Raw genomic sequence first — 22,443 nt, 5'->3', positions numbered from 1 at the left:
CTTCGAGTGGAAGCCGGTCGCCACAACCAGGCCGCGACTGCCCAGAAAGACGGACAATGGATTTTGACGACACCCCTGACCAGGGTCGACTACGCGCTCATGTACGACAGTTCCTCATCGAGCACGACAGCGAGCTCGCCCACGGCGACGGCGCCTATCTCGAGGAGCCCGGCACAGACCGCGTCGATGCGCTTCGCCGCACCCAGGCCGCGCTTTTCGACGCCGGTCTCGTCGGGCTCACCTGGCCCGAGGCCTACGGCGGCGGCGGTGGTACGAACGCCCAGCAAGCCGTCGTCAACGAAGAGTTGCACCGGGCCCGGATCGCCGGCCTCGTCGGTCATGTCGGCCTGGGGATGTGCGGGCCCACGGTACTGCGGCACGGCAGCGAGGACCAGAAGCAGCGGTACATCCGCCGCCTCCTGCGCGCCGACGACCTGTGGTGCCAGCTCTTCAGCGAACCCGGCAGTGGCAGCGACCTGGCGGCCCTCCGTACCAAGGCGGTCCGTCACGACGACGGCTGGCATGTCGAGGGGCAAAAGGTATGGACCACCCTGGCTCAGCACTGTCGCTACGGCATTCTCCTCGCCCGCACCGACCCCGACGCGCCCAAACACCGCGGCCTGACGATGTTCGTGATCGACATGGAATCCCCCGGGGTCACCGTCCGGCCGCTTCGTCAGATGAACGGACACCACAGCTTCAACGAAGTGTTCCTCGACGACGTCGTGATAGCGGATTCCGAGCGGCTCGGCGACGTCGACGACGGCTGGCGAGTCGCGCTGACCACGTTGATGAACGAGCGTATGGCGGTCGGTGGTGGCGGTGGCGAACTCGGCATCCGCAGTGACGTCCTCGTCGCCCACGCGGCGAAGCGACTCCCCGAGCTCAGCGACGACCGGCGCACGCTCGCCGTGCAGGCGCTCGGCCGCGTCCTGGTCGAGTCCCTCGCCGCCCGGTACACGGGCTACCGCCTCCAGACAACCATGGAGAAGGGCGGGCACCCCGGGCCGGAGGCCAGCGCCGGGAAGCTGACTGCCGTGCGGGTCGCGCACGCCACCGCAGACCTCGGTCAGCGCTTGCTCGGTGCGGATGCGGTAGCGGCTCGCTCCCGTGAGGGTGACTGGCGCTGGGCGACATCCCAGGCTTCCAGCCCGGGTATCGCACTGGCCGGTGGCACCGACGAAATCCTCCGAAACATCTTGGGTGAGCGTGTCCTGGGGCTCCCACCGGACCGGATTCCCGCCCGCCCGGCCGATCCCTCCGAAAGCAGGTAGTGACACCATGGACTTCGATATCGACGACGAGCAGCGTAGTTTCGCCGAGCACGCGCGCTCCTTCTTCGCCGAACAGGCCGGCCCGGAGTTCGCCCGCACCCTGCTGGACAAACCAGGTGAGGCGGCCCCGGGCCGTGCCGTTCTCGCCGAACTCGGCTTCTCCTCGTTGACGATTCCGGAAGAAGCCGGCGGTGTCGGGGTGGGCCTGCTCAATATGGCGCTTGTCGCCGAGCAGGCCGGCCGGCAACTGGCCGGGCCTTCCCTCGCCACCGCGGCACGGGTTGCCGCACTTCTGGAAGGAGATGTGGAACGGCTGAGTGGGGTCGGTCAGGGCCGCTCGGCGATCGCCGTGCTCGACGGCAGCCCCACGTACTCGAACCCTTCGATGGACGTGGTCGGCGCAACGCATTTCCTTGCCCTCGACGGCGAAAACCTCGTCCTCGGCCAAGGAGATGTCACCCCGTGCGAAGCGATCGACGCCACCCGCGGCCTCGGTTACGTCACGTTGACCTTGTCGGAGGTGGTGCTCCCGGACGCCCGTGCGCGGTGGGAGCGGGCCGAACAGGTCGCGGCCGTCATCCTGGCCGCCGAGGGCCTGGGCGCCGCGGACCGCGTAGTCGAGCTCGGGATCGAACATGCCAAGGACCGCAAGGCCTTCGGACGGCAGATCGGCGCGTTCCAAGCGGTCAAGCACCGGCTGGTGGACGACTGGGTTGCCGTGAATCAACTGCGGTCCCTCGTGTGGTGGGCAGCGTGGGCGGCCGATCATGCCGGTGAGCAGCTGCCGATCGCGGCCTCGGCGGCCAAAGCCTATTGCGCCACCGCCTTCGAGTCGGCGTGCGACACACTCATCCACGTCCTCGGTGCCGTCGGGTACACCTGGGAACACGACGCACACCTGTACTGGCGCCGAGCCAAGGTCGACCGTCTCCTGCTGGGCGACGAGACCGAGCACCTCGCCGCAGTCGCATTGCGGAGCCTCGCGGCCGCCGAGTCCACCCCAGCCTGAACCGTGTGGTCCTGGTGCAGAAGCTCTTTCTGCGCCAGGACCACGTTCGGGCCCGGGGTCATTCGTCAGGGGTGGGTGTCCTGGTTCCTCAACGCGCCCCTGCACGTATCGGTTCGCCGAGATAGGCAGCGTGCAGCCGGTCCCCGTCGACCTCGGACGCCGGTGAGTCGATTACCACCCGGCCTTGCTGCAGGGCCACCACGTGATCCGTCACCGTCATGGCTTGGCCGATCAATTGCTCGACGAGCACAATCGCCATCCCCTCGGACTTCAGAACGGCGATGCTGTTCAGCAGCTCCGTGACGATGATCGGGGCAAGGCCCGCGGACGGCTCGTCCAAGAGCAGGACCTGAGGCCGGGGCATGAGCGCCTGCGCGATCGCCAGCATTTGCTGCTGACCGCCCGACAGTGAACCCGCCTTGGCAGTACGTCTGTCGGCCAACACGGGAAAGCGGTCGTATGCCTTGTCCAGTGCGGCTTTACGCTCGGACCGCGGCAACGTGTAACCGCCGAGCCGTAGATTCTCCTCAACGGTGCGTTTGTGGAAAACACGTTTGCCTTCCTGCACCGAACCGATACCCGCCGCAGCGCGCACATGTGCGCGCTTCTTGGTGATATCGGTACCGTTCAGGGTTACCGTCCCGGATCGACTGGGAATCAAGCCCGCAATCGCCGACAGCAGCGTCGTCTTGCCCGCTCCGTTGGCACCGAACACTGCCGTCACCGAGCCCGACCAGGCCGTCAGGCCGACGTCGTACAGCACCCCGATGTCGCCGTAGCCGACGGTCAGGCCCGCCACGTCCAGAACCAGATCCTTACTCATGCGCCCTCCTCCACACCGACGACACCGGCCGGCGTCATTTCTTCGCCCAGGTAGCTACGAGCGACGGCTTCGTCCTGCTGGATCTCCGCCGCGTTCCCCTGGGCAATCAGGTCGCCGCGCTCGAGCACATAGATCGAATCGGCCAGATCGCAGACCAGACGAAAGTTGTGCTCGACCAGGATCACGGTGGCCCCGGCATCACGGACGGCGCGCAGCAGCACAGTGAGACGATCCAGATCCTCCGGATCGAGACCGGAGGCCACTTCGTCCAGGAGGAGTACGGACGCACCCGTCGCCAGGGCCCGCGCAACTTCGAGCATCCGGCGGTCACCGAGCGAGAGCCCTTTGGCCAGCGAGCGTGCTTCACTGCTCAGCCCGGTGGCACTGAGCCATACCAAGGCCTGCTCGGTATCCCGGCCGGCCACGGATCGATACCGGGGTAGCCGGAGCATCGCACTGGGGATCCCGCAATAGTCGGAGCTGTATCGGCCGACCTCGACCGCTTCGGCGGTGGTCATCGATGACGGAACGACGGGTGTCTGGAAAGTACGTGCCACACCCATACGTGCCGTCTTGACCGCCATCCCGAGGGGTAGCGGAGCACCATCGAGCTGCACGGTTCCGGCGTCGGCCCGGTAGAAACCGGAGATGATGTTCAACAATGTGGTCTTTCCGGACCCATTGGCACCGATGAGCGCGGTGATCTCACCCGGCTTCGCCTCCAGCGAGACATTGTTGAGCGCGCGGTTGCCGCCGAACGACTTCGAGACCGCGTCCACCACAACAGGTCGCCGCAACAGATCCGGGATATCGGCAGCTCCGGCCGCGACTGCGGGATGAGCATCGGCGACGCCCCAGTTTCGGATCCGCAATTTGAGTACGTCGATACCGTTCCGCAGTCGCGTACTGGTCAGCAACACCCCGCCGATGACCAGGAAAGCCCCGAACACGATCTCGGAGAACTTGTCGAAGGCACCGAACCGGGCCGGCAGTAGGGTCAATACCGCCGCGCCCACCACTGCTCCGTACACCGTCTCGGCTCCACCGAGAACCGCGGCGGCGATGATGAGGATTGCCGCAGTGAAGTCGAAGTAATCCGGTGAAACGAATCTGTCGACGAACACGAACAGGCTTCCCGCGATCCCCGCGGGAATTGCGCCCATGACATACGTGGTGATCTTCAATTTCCGGACGTCGAGTCCGAGACTGGCCGCCAAGATCGGACTTTCCCGCATCACCCGCAGCGCAGACCCGTGCCGGGAGGTGACCAGGTTACGCATCATGATCAGCCACACCACGAGACCGACCATCACAAGAAGATAGAACTGGGTGTCGTCCAGTTCGCGACCGAACAACACCGGCGCGGGAATCCCGATCATGCCCACTCCCCCTCCGGTCTGGTCGGGGAACATTTTGACCAGGTGGGGAATCATGATGATCAGGAAGAACGAGGCGATGGCGACCCCCCATCCGCTGATGCGGAGCGCCGGTAGTGAAGTCAGCAGTCCCAGTGCGGCTGCCGCCAGCGCGGAAGCGAGTAGAGCGATCGAAAGGTCATAACCCTCGATGGCCATCCAGCCCGTGACATACGCACCCAGCGCGTACATCGCCAGCTGCCCGACCGCCAGCTCTCCTCCGTATCCCCAGGCAAGATTGAGGCCACTGACCGTGAGAGCCAAGATGGCCACCAGCATCAATTGACGTTGATCGCCTTGCCCGACGCCCAGCCACGGCGCAAGCACCACTGCCAGACCCAACGCCAGCGGCAGCACCCACAAGCGCTCACCATTGAGCCCAAGTCGACGTAAGAACTTCATACCGCCCTCTCGAATTTTTGCCCGAACAAGCCTTGCGGCCTGGCCAACAGAACCACCAGCAGAAGCGCGAACAGCACAAACGTCACGTACTCGCTTCCCAGGAACCGCACGGCGCCCGCCTCGATCAACCCGATGATCAGCCCGCCCACCAGCAGCCCGGGGAAGGACCCCATGCCGCCGACGATGAGTACGAGGAACGCTTTCAGGATCACGACGGCCGCAACGGTGGAGACGGCCAAGGTCTGGGTACCGACGATCGGTCCCGCGGCACCACCGATCGCCCCGGCCGCCGCCATCGCGAGGACGGAGAGATACCGGACGTTGACCCCCTTCAGAGTTGCCGCATCCCGATCCTCGGAGAGTGCCAGTGCGGCAAGCCCGGTCATCGACAGTCGCGACCAAGCCCAGAAAGCGACGCAGGCAGAAACCGCCACGGCGATCACGGCCAAACCGTCGACGGTCACTCGGCCACTGCCGATGCTGACAACCCGGTCGGAGATGAACTGGTTCACGGGACTGACGTCTGTCCCCCACACCACGATCACCAGCCCCGTCAAGATGGTGGACACCCCGACGGTGGTGACGAGTTCCCCGTGCAATCCTTTGCCGGCCACCGGGCGAATGGCCACGAATTCCGTCAGCAAGCCGAGCAGCGCGCCCATCGCCCCGGCAAGCAGAATCACCACGGGCGTAGGCAGCCCCGCGCCGACCCCCAGTTCGGAGGCCAGGAAAGTCCCGACCATGACCACCGCGGCCTGAGCGAAATTGAAAGCGCCGGTGGCGATGTGGACAAGGTTGATTCCGGTGCCCACCAATATGTATATGGAGCCGAGCACAAGCCCGGTCAGCAATGCGGTTGCCATAAGATCACGTCCTCACTCAGTTACCGAACTGGAATCGACCCGCCACCAGCTGGGCTACCGGAATCGTGAGGAACCGGCCCTCCCCCGACGAGAGGTGGTCGGTATCGGTCCACCCGAGATCATCGGCAAGGGACAGCTGATAGGTGTCACCCGCGTCGGCTTCCATCGCGGCGCGGACTTTGTCCACATCGGTGGAGCCGACAGACTCGACCGCGTTGGCATACGCCAAGACCGGATCGTAGGCCAGGGCGTACATCAAGAGGGCGGTCGTGTATTGGACACCGGCGGCGTTCAGCGACTCGATCAAATTGTCGACGCCGGGACGGTCGGTGGTACTCGAGTTGACGTCGTAGGTGGTCAGCTCGACCCCGGCTTTCTCCGCCTCGTTGAGCGTCTGGTCCACAGACCTGACTGTGGTGGATACATCGCCGACGAACGGCACGGTCCCCATCCCGACCTTGACACGACTCTTCAGAATTGGTTCGGCATGGTAGGTGGTATTGAAGACCACGACGTCCGGTTTGTCCGCACCCAGGCGGGCCAGCGGCCCGTCGACCTCGACCGCACCACTCTCGTAGGACTCCGTGAAGACCTCCAGACCGGCGGGCTCGAAGGTTTCCCGGTACAACTTCGCCGCGGCTTCCCCAGCGGGGTCATCGCCCGCCAGCACACCGACCTTCTTGTACCCCTTGTCTTTCAGGTAGGCACTCAAATAATCGGCAACGGCCTGGAATCGCACGCCTGCGGTGAAGCTGTAGGGAAATGTCCCCGCATCACCCAGCTCGGTGGCCGAGCCGTTGTTCAGAGACATGACTTTCGCGCGCGTAGTCAACCCCTGCATCGCCAGGCTCTCCGAACTAGACGTACCGGCCCAGACCAGGTTCGGAGGAGTTTCGCGGATCCGATTCTGCAGCAGCGATACCGCCTTCGTCGGGTCACTCTCGTTGTTGTCCTGTTCGAGTCGCACCTCGCGCCCGAGCAGGCCACCCCGGTCGTTGATCTCGGTGATCGCGGCCTCGAGGCCTGCCTTGATCGCCGGTGCGAAGGTGGAATCGGCGCCGGATACCCCCAAACTCGCATAGACAATGAAGGGACCGCTCCCGTCGTCGCGTGCGCCGTCCTCCGGCGCACCACCACATGCGGCCGCGATCATGCTGGTGACGGCGACCAGGCAGACAGTCGTGAGAAGCCGGTGCCGTCTCACCCGTCGCGTGCTGCCGATACTGTTCATCAATTGTCCTTTTCCGCGTGTTGTTCGCGTGTTGTCGATGCCCTCGGGACGCGGTTTCGGGCCGGGTCGCGCAATCGTCCGCAGACTCGCGTCGAACGGTCCGTCGTTGCTCGCCATCAGTTCGACCTGTGCTCATAAAGGAATGATTGGGCGTGGGTCCGGGCTTCACGCGGCGACAGTGGGTTCGCGGGGCTCCCAACGAGGGTGACCGAGCTCACGCAATAGTTATATGAACAGCCAACTAGTCTTTGTGTCAATACCCTGAGCCTCGTCAGCGCCCATCACGACCCAGACCCGCGATGACGAAGCCCGGCCGGAGCGGCTCACCCGCACAAAGTTTGTTGGTTGACAAACCTACGTTTTCGATCATAATGTTGTCCATGGAACCTCGAACCGGCCAGGCGCCGGCGGAGCCCGATCCCCGGGAAGCAAGCGCCGATCCGCGAAGTCCGCAGCATCGAAAGGGCACGAGTCCGCCCGATCTCGACCGCTTTCCGCTGATGGCGAAAGGCAACAAGTACGAGGATTTCGCGGTGGGCCAGACAATGGTCCACCACTGGGGCCGCACCCTGACCCAGGCCGACAACGTGGCCTTCTGCACCGCTACCTGCGCCTGGCTGCCCATGCATCTGAACGTCGAATACGCACGCTCCCAAGGTCATCCGGATATGGTGATCAACCCGATGCTCGTCCTGTGCACCGCCGTCGGGCTGTCCGTAGAAGACCTCAGCGAAAGCGGCGGTCCCTTCCTCGGGGTCGACGACTGTTCATTCCTGCGGCCGGTATACCCCGGCGACACGATCACGGCCGGCTCGCGCGTTACCGAAATGCGGCGTTCCACCAGCAAACCGGGTGTCGGCATCGTCACCTGGCACACCACTGCCCACAACCAACACGGCGAAATGGTCCTCGAATTCGTCCGCACGAACCTGGTCGCCGCGCGCGGTGACCTTCCCTCGACCTCTGCACGTAAGGAAGCCTGATGTCCAGTAGCCGGCTACGCCGAAGTGAGCTCTCGACACCCGCACACAGCCCGAAGATGATCGCCAAGGCGGCGGCCAGCGAGGCAGACCTCGTTTTTCTCGACCTGGAGGATTCGGTCGCGCCGGCAGCGAAAATTCCAGCGCGGCGAAACATCATCAAGGGCCTCAACGAACTCGACTGGGGCACCAAGACCCGCGCGTGCCGCATCAACGCCGTCAGCACGCAGTGGTGTCACGGCGATCTCGTGGAGATCGTCTCGGAAGCCGGCGCGAACCTGGACGTGGTGATCATCCCCAAGGTGCTGGCCCCACGTGACGTCTGGTTCGTGGACGACCTGCTCACCCAGCTCGAGATGCAACTCGATCTGGAAGTCGGCCGCATCGGTCTCGAGGTATTGATCGAGGAGACCCAGGCCCTGTCGCGGGTCGAGGAGATCGCCGCCTGCTCTCCCCGCCTGGAAGCGCTGATCCTGGGCGTCGGTGACCTTGCCGCCAGCCAGGGGATCCGCGTCGGCCATATCGGCGCCTCGGCCGAAGGCAAGAACAGCTACCCCGGTGATGTCTGGCATTACGCCCGCAACCGCATGATCGGAGCGGCGCGTGCCAACGGCCTCGATGCCGTCGACGGACCATTCGGTGCGATCTCCAACCCCGAAGGTTACGAGCGCGAAGCATCCTGGGCGGCGACGCTGGGCAGCGTCGGCAAGTGGGCGATCCACCCCAGCCAGATCGCCATCGCCAACGAGGTTTTCGCACCGACACCGGCAGAGGTCGAGCGCGCTCAGGCGGCGGTACAGGCCGTCCGGGAAGCGGAAGAAGCCGGCCTCGGCGCCGCGTCGTTCCAGGGCATGATGATCGACGCCGCGACCGCCCGCATTTTCGATGCGGTCCTGGTCCGCGCCCGCCAATGCGGTGTGGCATGACGGTCTCCGCCGCGGGCCCGCTCAGCGGTGTCAAGGTGCTCGACCTCACCGCCATGCTCGCCGGTCCCTTCACGACCATGCTGCTGACCGACCTCGGCGCGGATGTGGTCAAGGTCGAGCCCGAGTCCGGGGACCGTACCCGCGGCCTCGGCCCCTATCGGACGGGCGACGATCGCGAACAGGCCCTGGGTGGGTACTTCCAGTCGGTCAATCGAGGCAAACGCAGCATCGTGCTGGATCTGAAGAGCGAGGCAGGTCGTGCCCGGTTCCTCGAGTTGGTCGGCGTCGCCGATGTGGTCGTGGAGAACTTCTCCGCGGGCGTCATGGAACGCCTCGACCTGAGCTACGAGGCACTCACCGAGGTCAACCCCGGCCTGGTTTACGCGGCTCTGCGCGGCTTCGGTGACGCCCGGTCGGGCCGGAGCCCCTACGAGGAGTGGCCGGCCTTCGACATCGTGGCTCAGGCAATGGGTGGTTTCGCCGGCATCACGGGGCCGAAGGACGGCCCGCCGCTCAAATCGGGACCGGGAATCGGGGATATCTTCCCGGGCACGCTGCTGGCCCTGGGAATCGTGGCCGCCGTCCGGCACGCCGAACAGACCGGCCGAGGCCAGTTCGTGGACGTCGCGATGTACGACGCCGTGCTGGCCCTGTGCGAGCGGATCGTCTATCAGCACTCCTATCTCGGCATCGCGCCCCGGCCCGAGGGCAACGGCCACCCGTTGCTGGCGCCGTTCGACATCATGCAAACCAGCGACGGCTGGGTCGCGGTCGCGGCCCCCAGCAACAAGCACTGGCGGATCCTCGCCGAGACCATGGGCCGGCCCGACCTCGCCGACGATCCGCGATTCGCGGACAACGCCGCACGCGTGGCCAACGTCGCGGAGGTCCGCGAAGTCCTCGGAGGGTGGCTCGCCGGCCGGCCGACAGCGGCGGTGATCGACGCGCTCGGTGGCCGGGTGCCGATCGGGCCGGTGAACGACGCCGCCGATATCTTCAAAGACCCGCACGTCCACCAGCGCGAGATGCTGGTGGACGTCGAGGAGCCGGGCTCCGGCACGCCGGTGACCATCGCCGGCTCTCCGATCAAGTTCAGCCGTACACCGGCCGCCGTCCGGGGGCGAGGCCCGAAACTCGGCGAGGACGATGCGCAAACCGTTCTCGACCAGTGGTCCTCGCCGGCGTCCGAAAACACCAACCCATCCATGACAGGCGGTGACGACGGTGGCAGTTGACCACGACGCGGTACTCGGCCCCGAGGGGTGGTTCGAGGATTTCTATCCCGGCCGGCAGATGCGTCACGCACGCGCGGCGACCGTGGGCGAGATCGAGGGCAGCGGACCCGCCAAACAGGTCATGAATACCGCCCAGGCGCACTTCAATGATCACTTCATGGCCGGTTCAGCGCTGGGCGACAATCGCGTCGTCTTCGGATTGGCGACCGCGTCCCTCGTTTACGGATTGGCCTCACAGGACACCGCGGAGCACGCGGTAGCAGAGCTCGGCTGGTCCCGGCTGCGCTTCCGCGCACCCGTGCACCACGGTGACACCATCGAAGCATTCACCGAGGTCGTCTCGGTCGAGCCCGGTTCTGAGAGCGGCGCACCGGGGACCGTGGTGTTCCGGCACTGGGGACGCAGGCAGGACGGCGTCGTCGTTTTCGAGGGCGAACGATCGACCCTCGTCCGGTCTCGCGGCGCCTGATACCTGCCTTCCCACCGGAAAAGACCGCACGAGCGCAACGGGTGACGAGGAGGTAGCCGCCGTGAGCGGATCGGAAAAGGGCCGTCGCGATGCCGCCGGGACGGCCGAACAGACGATCACGAGCCGAGTTATCGAGCGGGCCAGGGGAATCGACCGTCTCCCGGATGTGGTCACGACGAGTGCCCTGCACTGCCTGCTCGATACCCTCGGAGTCGCGATGGGCGGCATCCACGAACCGGTGACCACACACGTGCGCGACGATGTGCTCGACGAGGGTGCTACGCCGCGAGCGACCCTGTGGGGAACGGGCGAACGGGTCTCCCGGCGGCAGGCAGCCCTCGTCAACGGCACTGCGGCGCATGCCATCGACTTCGACGATGTCAGCGCCCTGATGGACGGCCATCCCTCGGCGCCCCTGTTACCGGCGCTCTTGGCGGCCGTCGAGGGGTCCGGAATCAGCGGCCGCGAGATCGTGGCGGCATTCGTGGCGGGGTTCGAAACCGAGGCCATGATCGGCCGCCTGATGAAACCCTCGCACTATGCGCGCGGATTCCACGCGACAGCAACCGTGGGCACCTTCGGTGCGGCGGCTGCTGTCGCGCACGCGCTCGGGCTGGATATGGGCGCGTGGACGCATGCTTTCGGAATCGCCGGTTCGCGCGCGGCCGGCCTGAAGTCGATGTTCGGCACCATGACGAAACCGTTGCAGGTCGGCGTGGCCGCGGAGAACGGTCTCGGGGCCGCCACTCTGGCATCCCGCGGGGTGACCGCGGTGACCGACGTCCTCGGGGCCGCTCAAGGCTTCCGCGATACCCAATCCGACGGGAGCGGCACTCCGGCGCTGTGGAATTGGACCGGCTTCGCTATTGCCGACGTGCTGTTCAAATATCACGCCGCGTGCTATCTCACGCACTCCGCGATCGAGGGCGCACTGTCGTTGCGCAACAACGGGATCACCCCGGACCGCATCGATTCCGTCGAGGTCGTGGTACCGCCGGGGCACCTGCGCGTGTGCAATATCGCCGAACCCGGCACCCCGCTGGAAGGAAAGTTCAGCCTTCGGTTCACCACGGCTATGGCCCTCGCCCACGGCGATCTCAGCGAGCGCGCCTTCACACCCGCTGCACTGGCCGACCCGCATGTTGTCGCTCTGCGCGATCGCATCCGGGTGGCTGCTCGCACAGATAGCGACAGTCGGTCCTCCATCGTGAAGGTCAGCTGCACGGACGGATCCGAAAGGACCGTAGAGGTCGATGTGAACCGGCCGACAGCGCCGAACGAGCTCCCCCGGCGCTGGGAGGCTCTGGTGACCAAATTCCATTCGCTTGTCGACCCGGTGCTGGGCACAGAAGCGGCCGAGTGGATCGTTTCGGAGGTCGCCTCGCTGCCCACCGCCGAGAACGCCGATTCGCTGCTGCGCGCGCTCGGCGGGAAAAGGGACGATCGACCGAGGCGATGATCGGCCGCGCGCCACCAGGCGGCTGTCGTCGCGGCGATCCGTATTCAGTGATTGAGTTCGACCTTGAAGGTCTGCGAGCGCTCGCAGACCTTCAAGGCGTTTGTCAGGGCACCGGCACGCCCGGCGCGTCGGCCTGCTGCGACGCCCTGACTCGGGGCAAGACCTCGTTCATCAGCAGATCGTAGGCATGTTCCGCCTCTGGATCCTTGACGTATGGCAACCATAGGCTCATCCGATCGACGCCCAGTGCCGCCAACTCGGTCAGGCGATCGACGCAGGTGTCGACAGTTCCCACCACCCCGAACTGGTCGGCGAAATCGTCGTCGACTGCCTGTGCCTGCGCCGCTCCGACTCGGCCGACCGGTACGCCCTTTCCCGTTTGCGCGTGCCTGTTCATGTCGTACACGGCGGCGATCTTGCGCAGCGTCGCGGCCTGAGCGTCGGTAGCCGGCCCGATCACCTTGTTGTTCATGACCGAGAACCTGGCCTGGCTGGCGATTTGAGCCCGCGCCAGGTCGCGAGCAACCTGCACGTTCTCATGGGGAACGACAATGAGGGTGCAGCCCACGCCGATCTGCCGACCCGCGGCGGCCGCGGCCGAGCGGGCCAGATCGACGCCCCAGGCGACGCGATTCACCTCTGCCGACATCGCCAGCATCACCATTTCCGACGATCGGGCCGCGGCCGCAATCGCTTTCGGGCCGGTGGCGAAGGCCTCGACCGGCACCTTCGGCATATCGAAGTTACCCAGCCACTTCAAGCTGCTGCCGGTCGGCGCCGATCCGATGGCCAGATTATCGAAGCCGGCCTGCGCGTTGACCAGCATCGCGCTGGCAGCGTCCATATCGACTTCCTCGCCGCGCAGATAGGTTTGCAGAACCTCGAGGTAGTGCTCGAATTCCGCAATGCGCATCGGTGACGCGCCTACGTAGGCAAGAGCCGAATCACCCCGCCCGATGCCCAATGTCGCTCGCCCACCGGAGACCAACTGAAGCGATGCGACCGCTGCTGCCGTGACGGAGGGGTGCCGCGTGATCGGGTTGGTCACCCCGGTCGCGAGTTTGATCCGACTGGTGGCCTGGGCGCACAAGGTCAAATACACCCAGGCTTCGGGAAACATGCACTGCGAGTCGACCATGACCGCACCATCCCAGCCATCGGCCTCGAACTTCGCGGCCTGCGCGGGCGCTTGCCGGGGATCGGTCGCTGTGAAATTGGTCCAGAATTCTGTTTGCGTTGCCATGTATTACCTCTTCATCGAAAACTATTGCTCTAGGCCACCGAATCAGAACGGGATATGGATATTCTTCTGGTAGACATATTCTTCGATACCTGCCCGGCCACCCTCGCGGCCGAAACCCGAGTTCTTGATCCCACCGAACGGCGCCGATGCCACCAGATCCGGGAAGCCGTTCACACCTATCCAGCCCACGTCCAAACCATCGGCGACCCGATGCGCGCGACGCAGGTCATTCGTGTGGACATAGGCGGCCAGCCCCAGGTCTATCGCGTTGGCCATTTCGAGGGCGTGTGCCTCGTCCTTGAACGGCATGATCGCGAGGACCGGGCCGAACACTTCGTTCTGCGCAATATCGCTGGCGTTGTCGACATCGGCCAGCACGGTGGGCCGGACGAAACAATTACCACCGAGATTGTTCTCGAGACGATCACCACCGGTGACGACGCGGACGTGTTTGCGGGCCGCGTCGACCATCGACAGAATCCGGTCGGCAGCAGCTTCGCTGATCACCGGCCCCATGTGGACATCAGGGTCGAGCGGGTCTCCGATGGTCGGACCGGTACTGATCGCGGCGACCCGCTCGATCACTTCCTCGTACACCGACTCCTGCACCATCAAACGGGTGGGGAACAGGCACCCTTGCCCCGACACTGCAATTGTGCTCACCGTAGCCGCTATCCGGGCCGCGGCGCCCAGATCCGCATCCTCGAAGACGATATTGGCCGACTTTCCCCCGAGCTCGAGGACCACCGGAGTCAACGACTCCGCGGCAAGAGCCATGATGCTGCGCGCGACGATTCCGCCGCCGGTGAATGCCACCTTCGCAACGTCGGGATGACGCACGATGGCCCGGGTCGTCTCCTTGTCGCCGGAGAGGACGCTCAACACACCATCGGGCAGCCCCGCCTCGCGACAGATCTCGGCAAGGCGCATCACGCCGAAAGGGCTCAGCTCGGGAGATTTGAGGATCACGCAATTGCCGGCCGCGAACGCGGGCGCCAGCTTCATCGCCGCGTTTAGAACGGGGCCATTGAAAGGCACGATCGCCGCGACGACACCGTAAGGCTCGTACTTCACGTAATCGAGGGCGTTGCCGGGGTAGGTATTGATCAGCTCGCCGTCGAATTTGTCGACCCAGCCGGCGTAGTACTCGAAGTAGTCGATCGCCATGGCCATACCACCGCCGGAGACGGGGAACCCCGTCTCCAACGCGACAATCTTGTTGAGCTCGTCTTCATGGGCTTCGATGGCCCGAGCGATATCCCACAGAATCCGGCGGCGCTGGTCGGCCGGCATCCGGCGCCATGCCGGGAACGCTGTGCGCCCGGCACGTACCGCCTGGTCGACTTCCCGCTCGCCCGCAATCGGGAACGTCGCGAGCAGCTGCCCGGTAGTGGGATCGATCCGCTCGAGAGAGCCGCGATCGGTGCTGGTGACAGCCGAGGCGCCCACATGGAGGGCAGCCTCCGGCAACACTTCCGCCGCCACGGTGCGGTGGAGTTCGAGAGCGTTCATCACAGGTCCTTACGAAGGATTGATACAAAACCGGCCGGCTGCACACATCGCTGGCAGCCCGCCCGAGCGCACGGCCGGACGGTGCAGGATGTCCCGTACGCGATCAGGATCGGGCCGGGAAGGTGATCACGCTGCGTGCGACGCCGCCATGTTCCAGTGCCTCACATGCCTCGTTGATTTCATCGAGCGCGATGGTCCGGGAGACCAGGTCGTCGAGGTTGAGGCGACCCGCGAGGTAGAGATCCACGTACATGGGAATGTCGTGGTAGAAGTTGGACGAGCCGAGCCACGAACCCCGGATGCCCTGCTGCTTCGGCAGAATCGGGCTCTCGGCCGGCGATGTGCGTAGCGCCAGCTCGGTGCCGGCTGCCGTGGCGCCGACGAGATACACCGTGCCGTCGAAGCCGAGGACCTGGACAGCTGCCTCGGCGAGGGCGGGGGCGCCCGCCATCACGAAGGCGTGGTCCACACCTTCGGACGCGGTCAGCTCGCCGATCGCCTCGACCACGTCGACCCGGCTGGAATCGATGGTGTCGGTTGCGCCGAATCGGGTTGCCATCGCGAGTTTCTCGGACTGGATATCGACACCGATCACTCTGGTCGCGCCCGCCAGAGCCGCCGTCTGAATCGCATTCAGTCCGACGCCCCCGCAACCGAATACAGCCACCGACTGTCCGGGCTGCACCTTCGCGACATTGAACACAGCACCGCCGCCGGTCACGACGGCGCAGCCGATGACCGCGGCCTGCTCGAACGGCATGGCGGGATCTATGGCGACCAACTGATTCTCGTGGATCAACGCTTGTTCCGCGAAACCACCGAGGCCCTGGAGCTGTCCGATAGACCCCGTCTCGTCGCACAAACGCGGGGTCGCCTCCGGATCGCGGTCCAGCGCTCCCGGGTTCGCGCAGGCCCAGAGCCGCCCGTTCAGACAGGCACGGCAACGACCGCACGGCTGCAGCGCCGCTGCCACCACGTGGTCGCCCACGCGAAGTCGAGAAACCGCCGATCCGACGGCGGCGACGACACCGGCGATTTCGTGTCCCAGCAAGATCGGCATCCCGAATCCCATCCCACCGGTCTGGACGACATAGAGATCGCTGTGGCACAGGCCGGACGCGCGGACATCCACCAGCACCTCATGGTCCTGCGGTTCGGCGATCGTCACCTCCGTGATCTCGAACTTCTCGCCGATCCCCCGGAGGACTGCAGCGCGCATGAGATAGATCCTTCCTGATACCCGTACCGACATTCGCCTCACCGCGAACTCGGGCGACAGCCTCGACGCTGGGCGCATCACTGTGAGGACCATCACTGGCGAGTGTATTACCAGTCATAAGTTTGTCAACCATCAAATTCTCTGCCCGGCTGGTCTTCTCCTTGGATGGATCGAGGCCCGGGCTGCCGAGAGGACACACGAGTTTCCCGGGTGTCCGTGCCGGAGTAGTACTCGGCAGCCCGCCGACAGGCACCCGTGACCACCGAATCCGGGTCATTCAGGCAGCCGGTGCCGACGGCGAGGACACGCTCGCCGATCGGTACCGAATCCTGTTACGCCGCAGACGCAGGCGTTGCAGTCGGCATCCCGCGCCACCAGCGAGCACACTCGCAACGCTCTCAGGAATCTCGCCAGAAGGTGGACTCGTCGAGCCGCATCGGACTGTGGAACGGTCGCTTACGGATGCGATGCACCGTGCGTTGATCCTCGATACAGCCGACAGGTCAGCGTGCCGAGCCGGCTCAGCGGGTGATGTCGACGACGACCTTGCCGACGTGATTCCCGCTGTCGATACGCCGATACGCTTCGCGGTACTCGGTGAAGGGGAACACCTGGTCGATCACGGGTTTCGTTTCGCCTGCCGCCATGGTCGCGAGCAATGCCTCGAAATTCGTTCGCGGGCCGACTCCGATACCGGCGATCGTCAGGGTTCGCGAGAGTATGTCGATCGGCGGCAGACCTCCACCGAATCCACTCGCAAAGCCCACCAGGCCGATCTCACCGCCGATCTTGGCGGACGCCGCCGATTTCACGATGGTCGCCTCGCCGGCGATATCGACGACCTTGTCCACACCTTTGCCGCCGGTGAGGTCGAGAATTTCGCGATCCCAATCGGGCCGCGCGCGGTAATTGACGACCGATTCCGCGCCGAGCTTCACCAGCTTCTCGGCCTTCTCGTCGGTGGAGGTTATCGCCAGTACCCGGGCGCCGAACAGCCGGGCGATCTGGAGTCCGAACAGCGCGACTCCACCGGTGCCCTGGATCAGGACAGTCTGACCCGGCCGCAGCGGAGTTGCGACATGCAGCGCCGACCACGCCGAAACAGCGGCACACGGCAACGAGGCGGCCTCGGCGTAAGACAGGTATGCGGGCAGATGGACGAGCGCGTTTTCGTGCAGCGTCACATACTCGGCCAGCATGCCGTCGATCGTCATCCCGACGCTCGCGGACTGATACTCCGGCAGATGAGGGCCGCCGATCCAGTGCACAGCGCAGTTGGCTGCCACCCGGTCGCCGACTTTCACCCGTGTCACGTCGGAACCGACTGCCACGACCTCGCCGGCGCCGTCCGACAGCGGAATACCTTCAGCTCTGACGGATCCCGGGTACTGACCGGCCAAAATGGCCTGATCGCGGAAGTTCAGCGAAGCTGCATGCACCCGGATCAGCACCTCCTGACGCTCCGGTACCGGTACCGGTTCGTCTCGCAACTCCGGTTTCTTCCGATCGCCTTCGGGGGTGAGCCTGACAGCCTTCACTGTGTTCCCATCCTTTTGCGGGTCGAGGTGCGCGTAGACATCGGTCAGCACGCCGGGTCGGCGTCAGCGGCGAACGACGCCGTTATGAGTCACCGGCAGACGACGGAAGCCGTTGCCGTTGTAGTCGGGGAGCCCTTCCGGCTCCCCGGCCAGTTCGAGCTCCGGGAAGGCGCTCAAGAACTTGGGGAAGAAACGGGCCATCTCCAGGCGCAAGAGGTTGCGCCCCAGGCACTTGTGGATACCGTCACCGAGGCCGAGATGGATTTTCCGCTCGCGGGTGATGTCGAAGCGGTCCGGGTCCTGCCACACCGATTCGTCACGATTGCCCGAGGCGAGGAACAGCATGGCCCAGTCCCCCGCGTGCAGCTCCTTGCCATGGAATTCGATATCTTCGGCGACCACCCGCAGAATCACCCGGGACGGACTTCCCCAGCGCAGTACCTCCTCCACGGCGTCGGGCACGATGGCTTCGTTCTCGAGCAGCATCCTGCGTTGATCGGGATTTTCCAGGAACTGCCGCACCCCGGTGCCCAGACCGTTACGGGTGGCTTCCAGCCCGCCCACGATGAGTGTGCCGAACCAGCTCTTCATCTCGTAGAGGCTCAGCTCTTCCCCATCGATCCGGAGCGAGCCGATCACGGTGGCCATATCGTCACGCGGTTTCTCACGTCGCAGGACAGCCAGATTACCGGCGTACTCGTCGACCTCCCGGCGGCCGACCTTCGCGGTCTTGATCGGGTCGTTGTCGATGGTGTACGCGGGATCGGAGCTCAGCGCATAGCGAGAGGCCGAAAGCTGCAGGCCGGCCCAATCCTCTTCCGGCACTCCGAGAAGACCGAAGATGATCCGCATCGGCAGTTGCGCGGCGACATCGGAGATGACGTCGAATTCCTTCTTCTCCGCGGCTTCGGAGATCAAATTCTCGATGATGCGATCGATCTCGCCGGTCATCCTGGCGATCGCCGGAACCGAGAAATGCTTGTTGATGGGCCGGCGGTACAGTCCGTGCACCGGCGGATCCAGGTACGGCGGTCGCGCGTCGAGAGCCATGGCGAAGCGCTGCTCCGGCGTGTACCGCTTACCGTTACGCGGCGGCACGGTGCCCATCCTGCTGCTGAAGACATCCCACCGCTCGAACGCCTCCCGGATGGCATCGAAACTCAGCAGCGCCCAGTACGGGTGACCGTAACGCCGGTCCTCGGTCCAATGAACCGGATCTTCCCGGCGAAGCCTCCGCAGCGTCGGATGCCAATCACTCGAGCCATACCACGCCGGGTCCATCAACAGATCGTCCACGGTGTCCAGATCAACGGTCGTCATAGAACGCTCCTAGCGATATTCGTTGTAACACAGGACTTTCCACTCAGAAGGTGAGCACGATCCGCCCCTGATGCCGCGGCCTTCCAGCAGTCGGTGCGCTGCACAGCCCCCACGGCCGGCACGCCTTCGTTCTGCATCGCCCCGGATAGCGTGGCGTCCATCCTGGCCACAGACAGGAGTGCCGCAGCTTCGATTCAGAACGTCAGTGCCGCACCTCACAGTGCACATGCAATTAACTGAACAACCAACTAGTATTTATGTCAAGTCCCGACCACTACGAAGCGCCGATCACCCGCGATTCAGGGCACGCGAGCCTTCCGGAGAGCGAGAATTCCCGCAGCTCTTCGGCGCCCCCTCTTGTTCACCCTCCCCGGATCCGCCGACGACGACCGGGCGAACAGATCGGACTCATCGGGTTCGCTCGGCTTCGAACAGATACCGCAGCCGTACTCATCGGCGCCGTCCTGGGTTCAGAAACCTGCCGTCCGCAACATCCTTCGGCTCGGGAATCCAGCATGTTCCTCGTCGGCGCCGACCCGATCAGTCGCCCGCGTCCCGGCCGCTACTGAGATACTCGGTGCACTGCTCCATGAAGAGCGTCAATACCGCCTCCGGATCGATACTCTCGGGATCGAGCTGCCACAGATACCCGACTCCGCGCAGCTGGGCGATGATTGCCGACGCTTGATGCTCCGGCTCGACGCTCGGATCGATCGAACCGTCCTCGATCCCCGCCGCGATAACCGACGCGATGTTCGAACGTAAATTGCGGTGAAACTCGGTGAACCTTCCACGCAGGTCAGGGACAGGCCGGAGAGCCTCGAACATCAGTGCGTACATGACCGACAGCGACCAGGGATCACGCTTGTACGCATCCCGGATATTGATGATGATCGTCCGGAGCGCCTGGAGGCCCGACTCCCCCTCGACACTCGGCAGCGCCGTCTCGATCTGCCAATGCTGCTGGATTTCATCGACGAGTGCTTCGAGCAGTTTGGCCTTGGACCCGAACCGGGCCGTCGCGAGGCTACGGCTGTAACCAGCCCGTTCGCCGACAGTCGCCAAGGTCATCGTTTGGTAGCCGCCCTCGACCACGAGGTCGCCGGCCGCCCGGAGGATGAGGCGGGTCGAACGCTCGGAGCGCACCTGGTGGCCGTTCAGCTCGCTGGTTTTTTCCACACATCAATCATAGTTGAGCGACCAGCACACAGTGCCCGGGCGGCGGTCTGCACGGCGTGGTAGCCCTCGGGCCGACCCGGGACCAGATCGGCGCTGCCGCACAGCCACGACGTCAGCCTGCCGAAGCACTGAGCTGCCGCGCTGCCCGATCCCTGCAGATGTCACGCAGCTGACGGACTATACCCGCGGGGAGCCGCGTGAGTGCGCCACGCTCGATCAGGGCGGAAAGACGGCGGAAGTACTCGTGCGGCGGAATACCGAACTCGACGAATATATCGGAATCCCTACCACCGCCCCAATGTCGCCAGACAAGAGCGAACTCGATGATTTCAGCTTCTCGGTCCACGTGCTCTTCCATTCCTTCCAGCCCGAATTTCACCCCGATCGGCGAAGCCGGGAACGACTCACCACTCGGCGTCGTATATCGGGTCTGCCGGGTAGACGTCTCCCACCCGGGAGGTGTCGGGAATACCTCCGAACACGGCCGCGAGTTCGCCGGAGGACGGATATTGCGCGACATGGTCGAAGATCACCATACGGCGCAGCACTCGCCACTCCCCGTTCCGGCGCTCGCACAAATCGCGGTATCGCCCGCCCATCACATCCGTCGGCTCATCACCTGCTTTGACCATGACGTACACGACCGAGCTCTCCCGCTTGGCAAGGTCCCCGTCGAGTTCGATGACCACATTGGTGACGTAGTGGTGCGATTTGTGCCGCGTCGTTTTCTGGTTCTCGTACGACCACTCACAGAATTCGTGGGCCGAGCCGTTGAACATTCCGTGGTTGTCCGTGGCCTCGGGCCAGAACGTCGATTTCATGACGTCGAGCTCTTTGCGATCCTGGCCGCGGCAATACATGACCAGGTTCTCGTACAGCTTCTGCTTCGCGACGAGCTCCGCGATCTCGCCGGACGTAACGGCCGAGCCTGGGCGATCGGCTCCTTGGGGTGCGCCGGACATGGATATCCCTCTTTCGATCGGAGACGGTGAAAAGCAAGCGGGTCAGGAAGCGCCGGGGAACGTGATGACCGTGCGACCGAGGCTTTCGCGTTCCATTTCCTCGTAGGCTTCGTTGATCTCGTCGAGCGCGATCGTTCGCGTCACCAGATCGTCCAGATTCAGCCGCCCGCCCAGGTACAGGTCCACATACATGGGAATGTCCCGGTAGAAGTTGGACGAGCCGAGCCAGAGCCCCCGCAGTCCCTGTTGCCGCGGCAACAGGCCGCTCTCGGCCGGGGAAGGACGGAGCGGCAACTCGGCCCCCGGTGACATACCACCCACCAGGTAGGTCGTGCCGTTGAAACCGAGAACGGCCATGGCTGTCTGCGCAACCGCGGGGACGCCGATCATCACGAACGCATGATCGACTCCGGCACCTCCGGTGAGTTCATCGACCGACTCGACCACATCGGCCTGCGATGAGTCGATCACGTCGGTGGCACCGAATTTCTTCGCCAAGGCGAGTTTCTCCGGCTGAATATCCACGCCGATGATGCGAGTCGCACCCGCCAGGCGCGCCGCCTGTATGGCGTTGAGGCCGACACCGCCGCAGCCGAATACCGCCACCGCCTGACCCGGTGCGACCTTCGCGGCGTTGAACACCGCTCCGCCGCCGGTGACCACGGCACATCCGATAACCGACGCCTTGTCGAACGGCATGGCGGGATTGATCGTGACCAATTGATTCTCGTGGATCAGCGCCTGTTCCGCGAAGCCACCGAGACCTTGCAACCGGCCGAGCGGCCCCGATTCGTCCCGCAGACGCGGAACGTCCGCGGGGTCACGTTCCAACGCCCCGGCATTCACACAGGCATTCAGATTGCCGCCGAGACAGGCGGTACACCGCCCACAGGGCTGCAGCGCTGCCGCGACAACATGGTCGCCGACCGCCATCCTGGTGACGTCGGGCCCGACGGCTGCGACCACACCCGCGATCTCGTGCCCCAGCACGATCGGCATCTCAACACCCATACCGGTGTGAACGACCGTGATATCGCTATGGCACAGACCCGAGGCTCGCACCTCGACGAGAACTTCGCGACCGATGGGCGAGGCGACCTCCACCTCCGAGATCTCGAACTTCTCGCCGACCCGTCTGGTAACCGCTGCTCGCACGGACTACTCCCTATGTCATGAGCGCCAGATCGGAGCTCGAGTGATGCAGACCACTCAGATTGTTTGTCAACCAACCATGTTTTGTCAACCGGTCGGTTCGCCTCTTGCCCGAAAATATCCCAGCACTGGCCACCACCCCGACTTGCCACCACCCGGACCACCCTCGGGTTGACCGGCCCGCAAACCCCCCGACCTGCACGGAAGGCCTGGATTCGGCACCGGAGGTCAT

The 22,443-nt window shown here is 64.8% G+C and carries 20 protein-coding genes; 7 read left to right on the top strand and 13 right to left on the bottom strand.

What is annotated here, in order from left to right; all coding sequences use genetic code 11:
* The first annotated feature begins 56 nt into the window (after positions 1–56).
* Together ABZ827_RS21630 and ABZ827_RS21625 are read left to right on the top strand one after the other, a co-directional pair.
* Entirely contained in the window at positions 57–1,274 is a 1,218-nt protein-coding gene (locus ABZ827_RS21630) for an acyl-CoA dehydrogenase family protein (RefSeq protein ID WP_357239282.1), read from the top strand.
* Positions 1,275–1,281: 7 nt separating this feature from the next.
* On the top strand, positions 1,282–2,283 hold the full coding sequence (locus ABZ827_RS21625; protein WP_357239279.1) for an acyl-CoA dehydrogenase family protein: 1,002 nt from the start codon (positions 1,282–1,284) through the stop codon (positions 2,281–2,283).
* 88 nt (positions 2,284–2,371) lie between these two features.
* Here ABZ827_RS21625 and ABZ827_RS21620 read toward each other — a convergent pair whose 3' ends face one another.
* From ABZ827_RS21620 to ABZ827_RS21605, 4 genes are read right to left on the bottom strand one after another with little or no spacing between them, the layout of a single operon-like run.
* On the bottom strand, positions 2,372–3,106 hold the full coding sequence (locus ABZ827_RS21620) for an ABC transporter ATP-binding protein (RefSeq protein WP_357239276.1): 735 nt from the start codon (positions 3,104–3,106) through the stop codon (positions 2,372–2,374).
* Positions 3,103–4,923, bottom strand: coding sequence for an ATP-binding cassette domain-containing protein (locus ABZ827_RS21615; RefSeq protein ID WP_357239273.1), 1,821 nt, complete (start codon positions 4,921–4,923; stop codon positions 3,103–3,105). The genes ABZ827_RS21620 and ABZ827_RS21615 overlap by 4 nt, the downstream gene beginning before the upstream one ends.
* Positions 4,920–5,786 carry a branched-chain amino acid ABC transporter permease gene (locus ABZ827_RS21610; RefSeq protein WP_357239271.1) on the bottom strand — a complete coding sequence of 289 codons (867 nt, stop codon included), beginning with the start codon at positions 5,784–5,786 and terminating at the stop codon, positions 4,920–4,922. Before ABZ827_RS21610 ends, ABZ827_RS21615 begins: the two co-directional genes overlap by 4 nt.
* Positions 5,787–5,802: 16 nt before the next feature.
* Complete coding sequence (locus tag ABZ827_RS21605; protein ID WP_357239268.1) at positions 5,803–7,017, bottom strand: ABC transporter substrate-binding protein; 1,215 nt, start codon at positions 7,015–7,017, stop codon at positions 5,803–5,805.
* A gap of 380 nt (positions 7,018–7,397) precedes the next feature.
* Between ABZ827_RS21605 and ABZ827_RS21600 the strand changes: the two genes are divergently transcribed.
* The 5 genes from ABZ827_RS21600 to ABZ827_RS21580 all read left to right on the top strand — a co-directional run bounded on the left by ABZ827_RS21600 (position 7,398) and on the right by ABZ827_RS21580 (position 12,086).
* Positions 7,398–8,000 (top strand): MaoC family dehydratase, encoded by a 603-nt coding sequence (locus ABZ827_RS21600; RefSeq protein ID WP_357239265.1) that lies wholly within the window; start codon positions 7,398–7,400, stop codon positions 7,998–8,000.
* A complete protein-coding gene (locus ABZ827_RS21595; protein WP_357239262.1) occupies positions 8,000–8,923 on the top strand; it encodes a CoA ester lyase in 924 nt (307 codons plus the stop codon). The genes ABZ827_RS21600 and ABZ827_RS21595 overlap by 1 nt, the downstream gene beginning before the upstream one ends.
* A complete protein-coding gene (locus ABZ827_RS21590; RefSeq protein ID WP_357239259.1) occupies positions 8,920–10,158 on the top strand; it encodes a CoA transferase in 1,239 nt (412 codons plus the stop codon). The genes ABZ827_RS21595 and ABZ827_RS21590 overlap by 4 nt, the downstream gene beginning before the upstream one ends.
* Entirely contained in the window at positions 10,148–10,627 is a 480-nt protein-coding gene (locus ABZ827_RS21585; protein WP_357239256.1) for a MaoC family dehydratase, read from the top strand. Before ABZ827_RS21590 ends, ABZ827_RS21585 begins: the two co-directional genes overlap by 11 nt.
* A gap of 61 nt (positions 10,628–10,688) precedes the next feature.
* The gene (locus tag ABZ827_RS21580; protein WP_357239253.1) at positions 10,689–12,086 is read left to right on the top strand and encodes an MmgE/PrpD family protein; all 1,398 of its coding nucleotides are present in this window, start codon (positions 10,689–10,691) and stop codon (positions 12,084–12,086) included.
* 103 nt (positions 12,087–12,189) lie between these two features.
* Here ABZ827_RS21580 and ABZ827_RS21575 read toward each other — a convergent pair whose 3' ends face one another.
* From ABZ827_RS21575 to ABZ827_RS21535, 9 genes are all read right to left on the bottom strand, one after another.
* On the bottom strand, positions 12,190–13,329 hold the full coding sequence (locus ABZ827_RS21575) for an LLM class flavin-dependent oxidoreductase (RefSeq protein WP_357239250.1): 1,140 nt from the start codon (positions 13,327–13,329) through the stop codon (positions 12,190–12,192).
* A gap of 42 nt (positions 13,330–13,371) precedes the next feature.
* Complete coding sequence (locus ABZ827_RS21570; protein ID WP_357239247.1) at positions 13,372–14,841, bottom strand: aldehyde dehydrogenase family protein; 1,470 nt, start codon at positions 14,839–14,841, stop codon at positions 13,372–13,374.
* Between the two features lie 103 nt (positions 14,842–14,944).
* Positions 14,945–16,060, bottom strand: a complete 1,116-nt coding sequence (locus ABZ827_RS21565; protein WP_357239244.1) for a Zn-dependent alcohol dehydrogenase — start codon at positions 16,058–16,060, stop codon at positions 14,945–14,947.
* A 521-nt stretch (positions 16,061–16,581) separates the two neighbouring features.
* Positions 16,582–17,598: an NAD(P)-dependent alcohol dehydrogenase gene (locus tag ABZ827_RS21560; RefSeq protein WP_357239241.1), complete on the bottom strand. Its 1,017-nt coding sequence runs from the start codon at positions 17,596–17,598 to the stop codon at positions 16,582–16,584.
* A 63-nt stretch (positions 17,599–17,661) separates the two neighbouring features.
* On the bottom strand, positions 17,662–18,918 hold the full coding sequence (locus ABZ827_RS21555) for a cytochrome P450 (RefSeq protein ID WP_357239238.1): 1,257 nt from the start codon (positions 18,916–18,918) through the stop codon (positions 17,662–17,664).
* Between the two features lie 540 nt (positions 18,919–19,458).
* Positions 19,459–20,097, bottom strand: a complete 639-nt coding sequence (locus tag ABZ827_RS21550) for a TetR/AcrR family transcriptional regulator (protein WP_357239235.1) — start codon at positions 20,095–20,097, stop codon at positions 19,459–19,461.
* Positions 20,098–20,209: 112 nt separating this feature from the next.
* Positions 20,210–20,455 (bottom strand): DUF3263 domain-containing protein, encoded by a 246-nt coding sequence (locus ABZ827_RS21545; protein ID WP_357239612.1) that lies wholly within the window; start codon positions 20,453–20,455, stop codon positions 20,210–20,212.
* A 46-nt stretch (positions 20,456–20,501) separates the two neighbouring features.
* Positions 20,502–21,059 (bottom strand): nuclear transport factor 2 family protein, encoded by a 558-nt coding sequence (locus ABZ827_RS21540; protein ID WP_357239232.1) that lies wholly within the window; start codon positions 21,057–21,059, stop codon positions 20,502–20,504.
* A 42-nt stretch (positions 21,060–21,101) separates the two neighbouring features.
* Positions 21,102–22,214, bottom strand: coding sequence for a Zn-dependent alcohol dehydrogenase (locus tag ABZ827_RS21535; RefSeq protein ID WP_357239229.1), 1,113 nt, complete (start codon positions 22,212–22,214; stop codon positions 21,102–21,104).
* Between the last annotated feature and the right edge of the window lie 229 nt (positions 22,215–22,443).

Source organism: Nocardia sp. NPDC019395 (genome assembly GCF_040632335.1).
GTDB lineage: Bacteria > Actinomycetota > Actinomycetes > Mycobacteriales > Mycobacteriaceae > Nocardia.
This window is presented reverse-complemented; position numbering and strand designations above follow the sequence as displayed.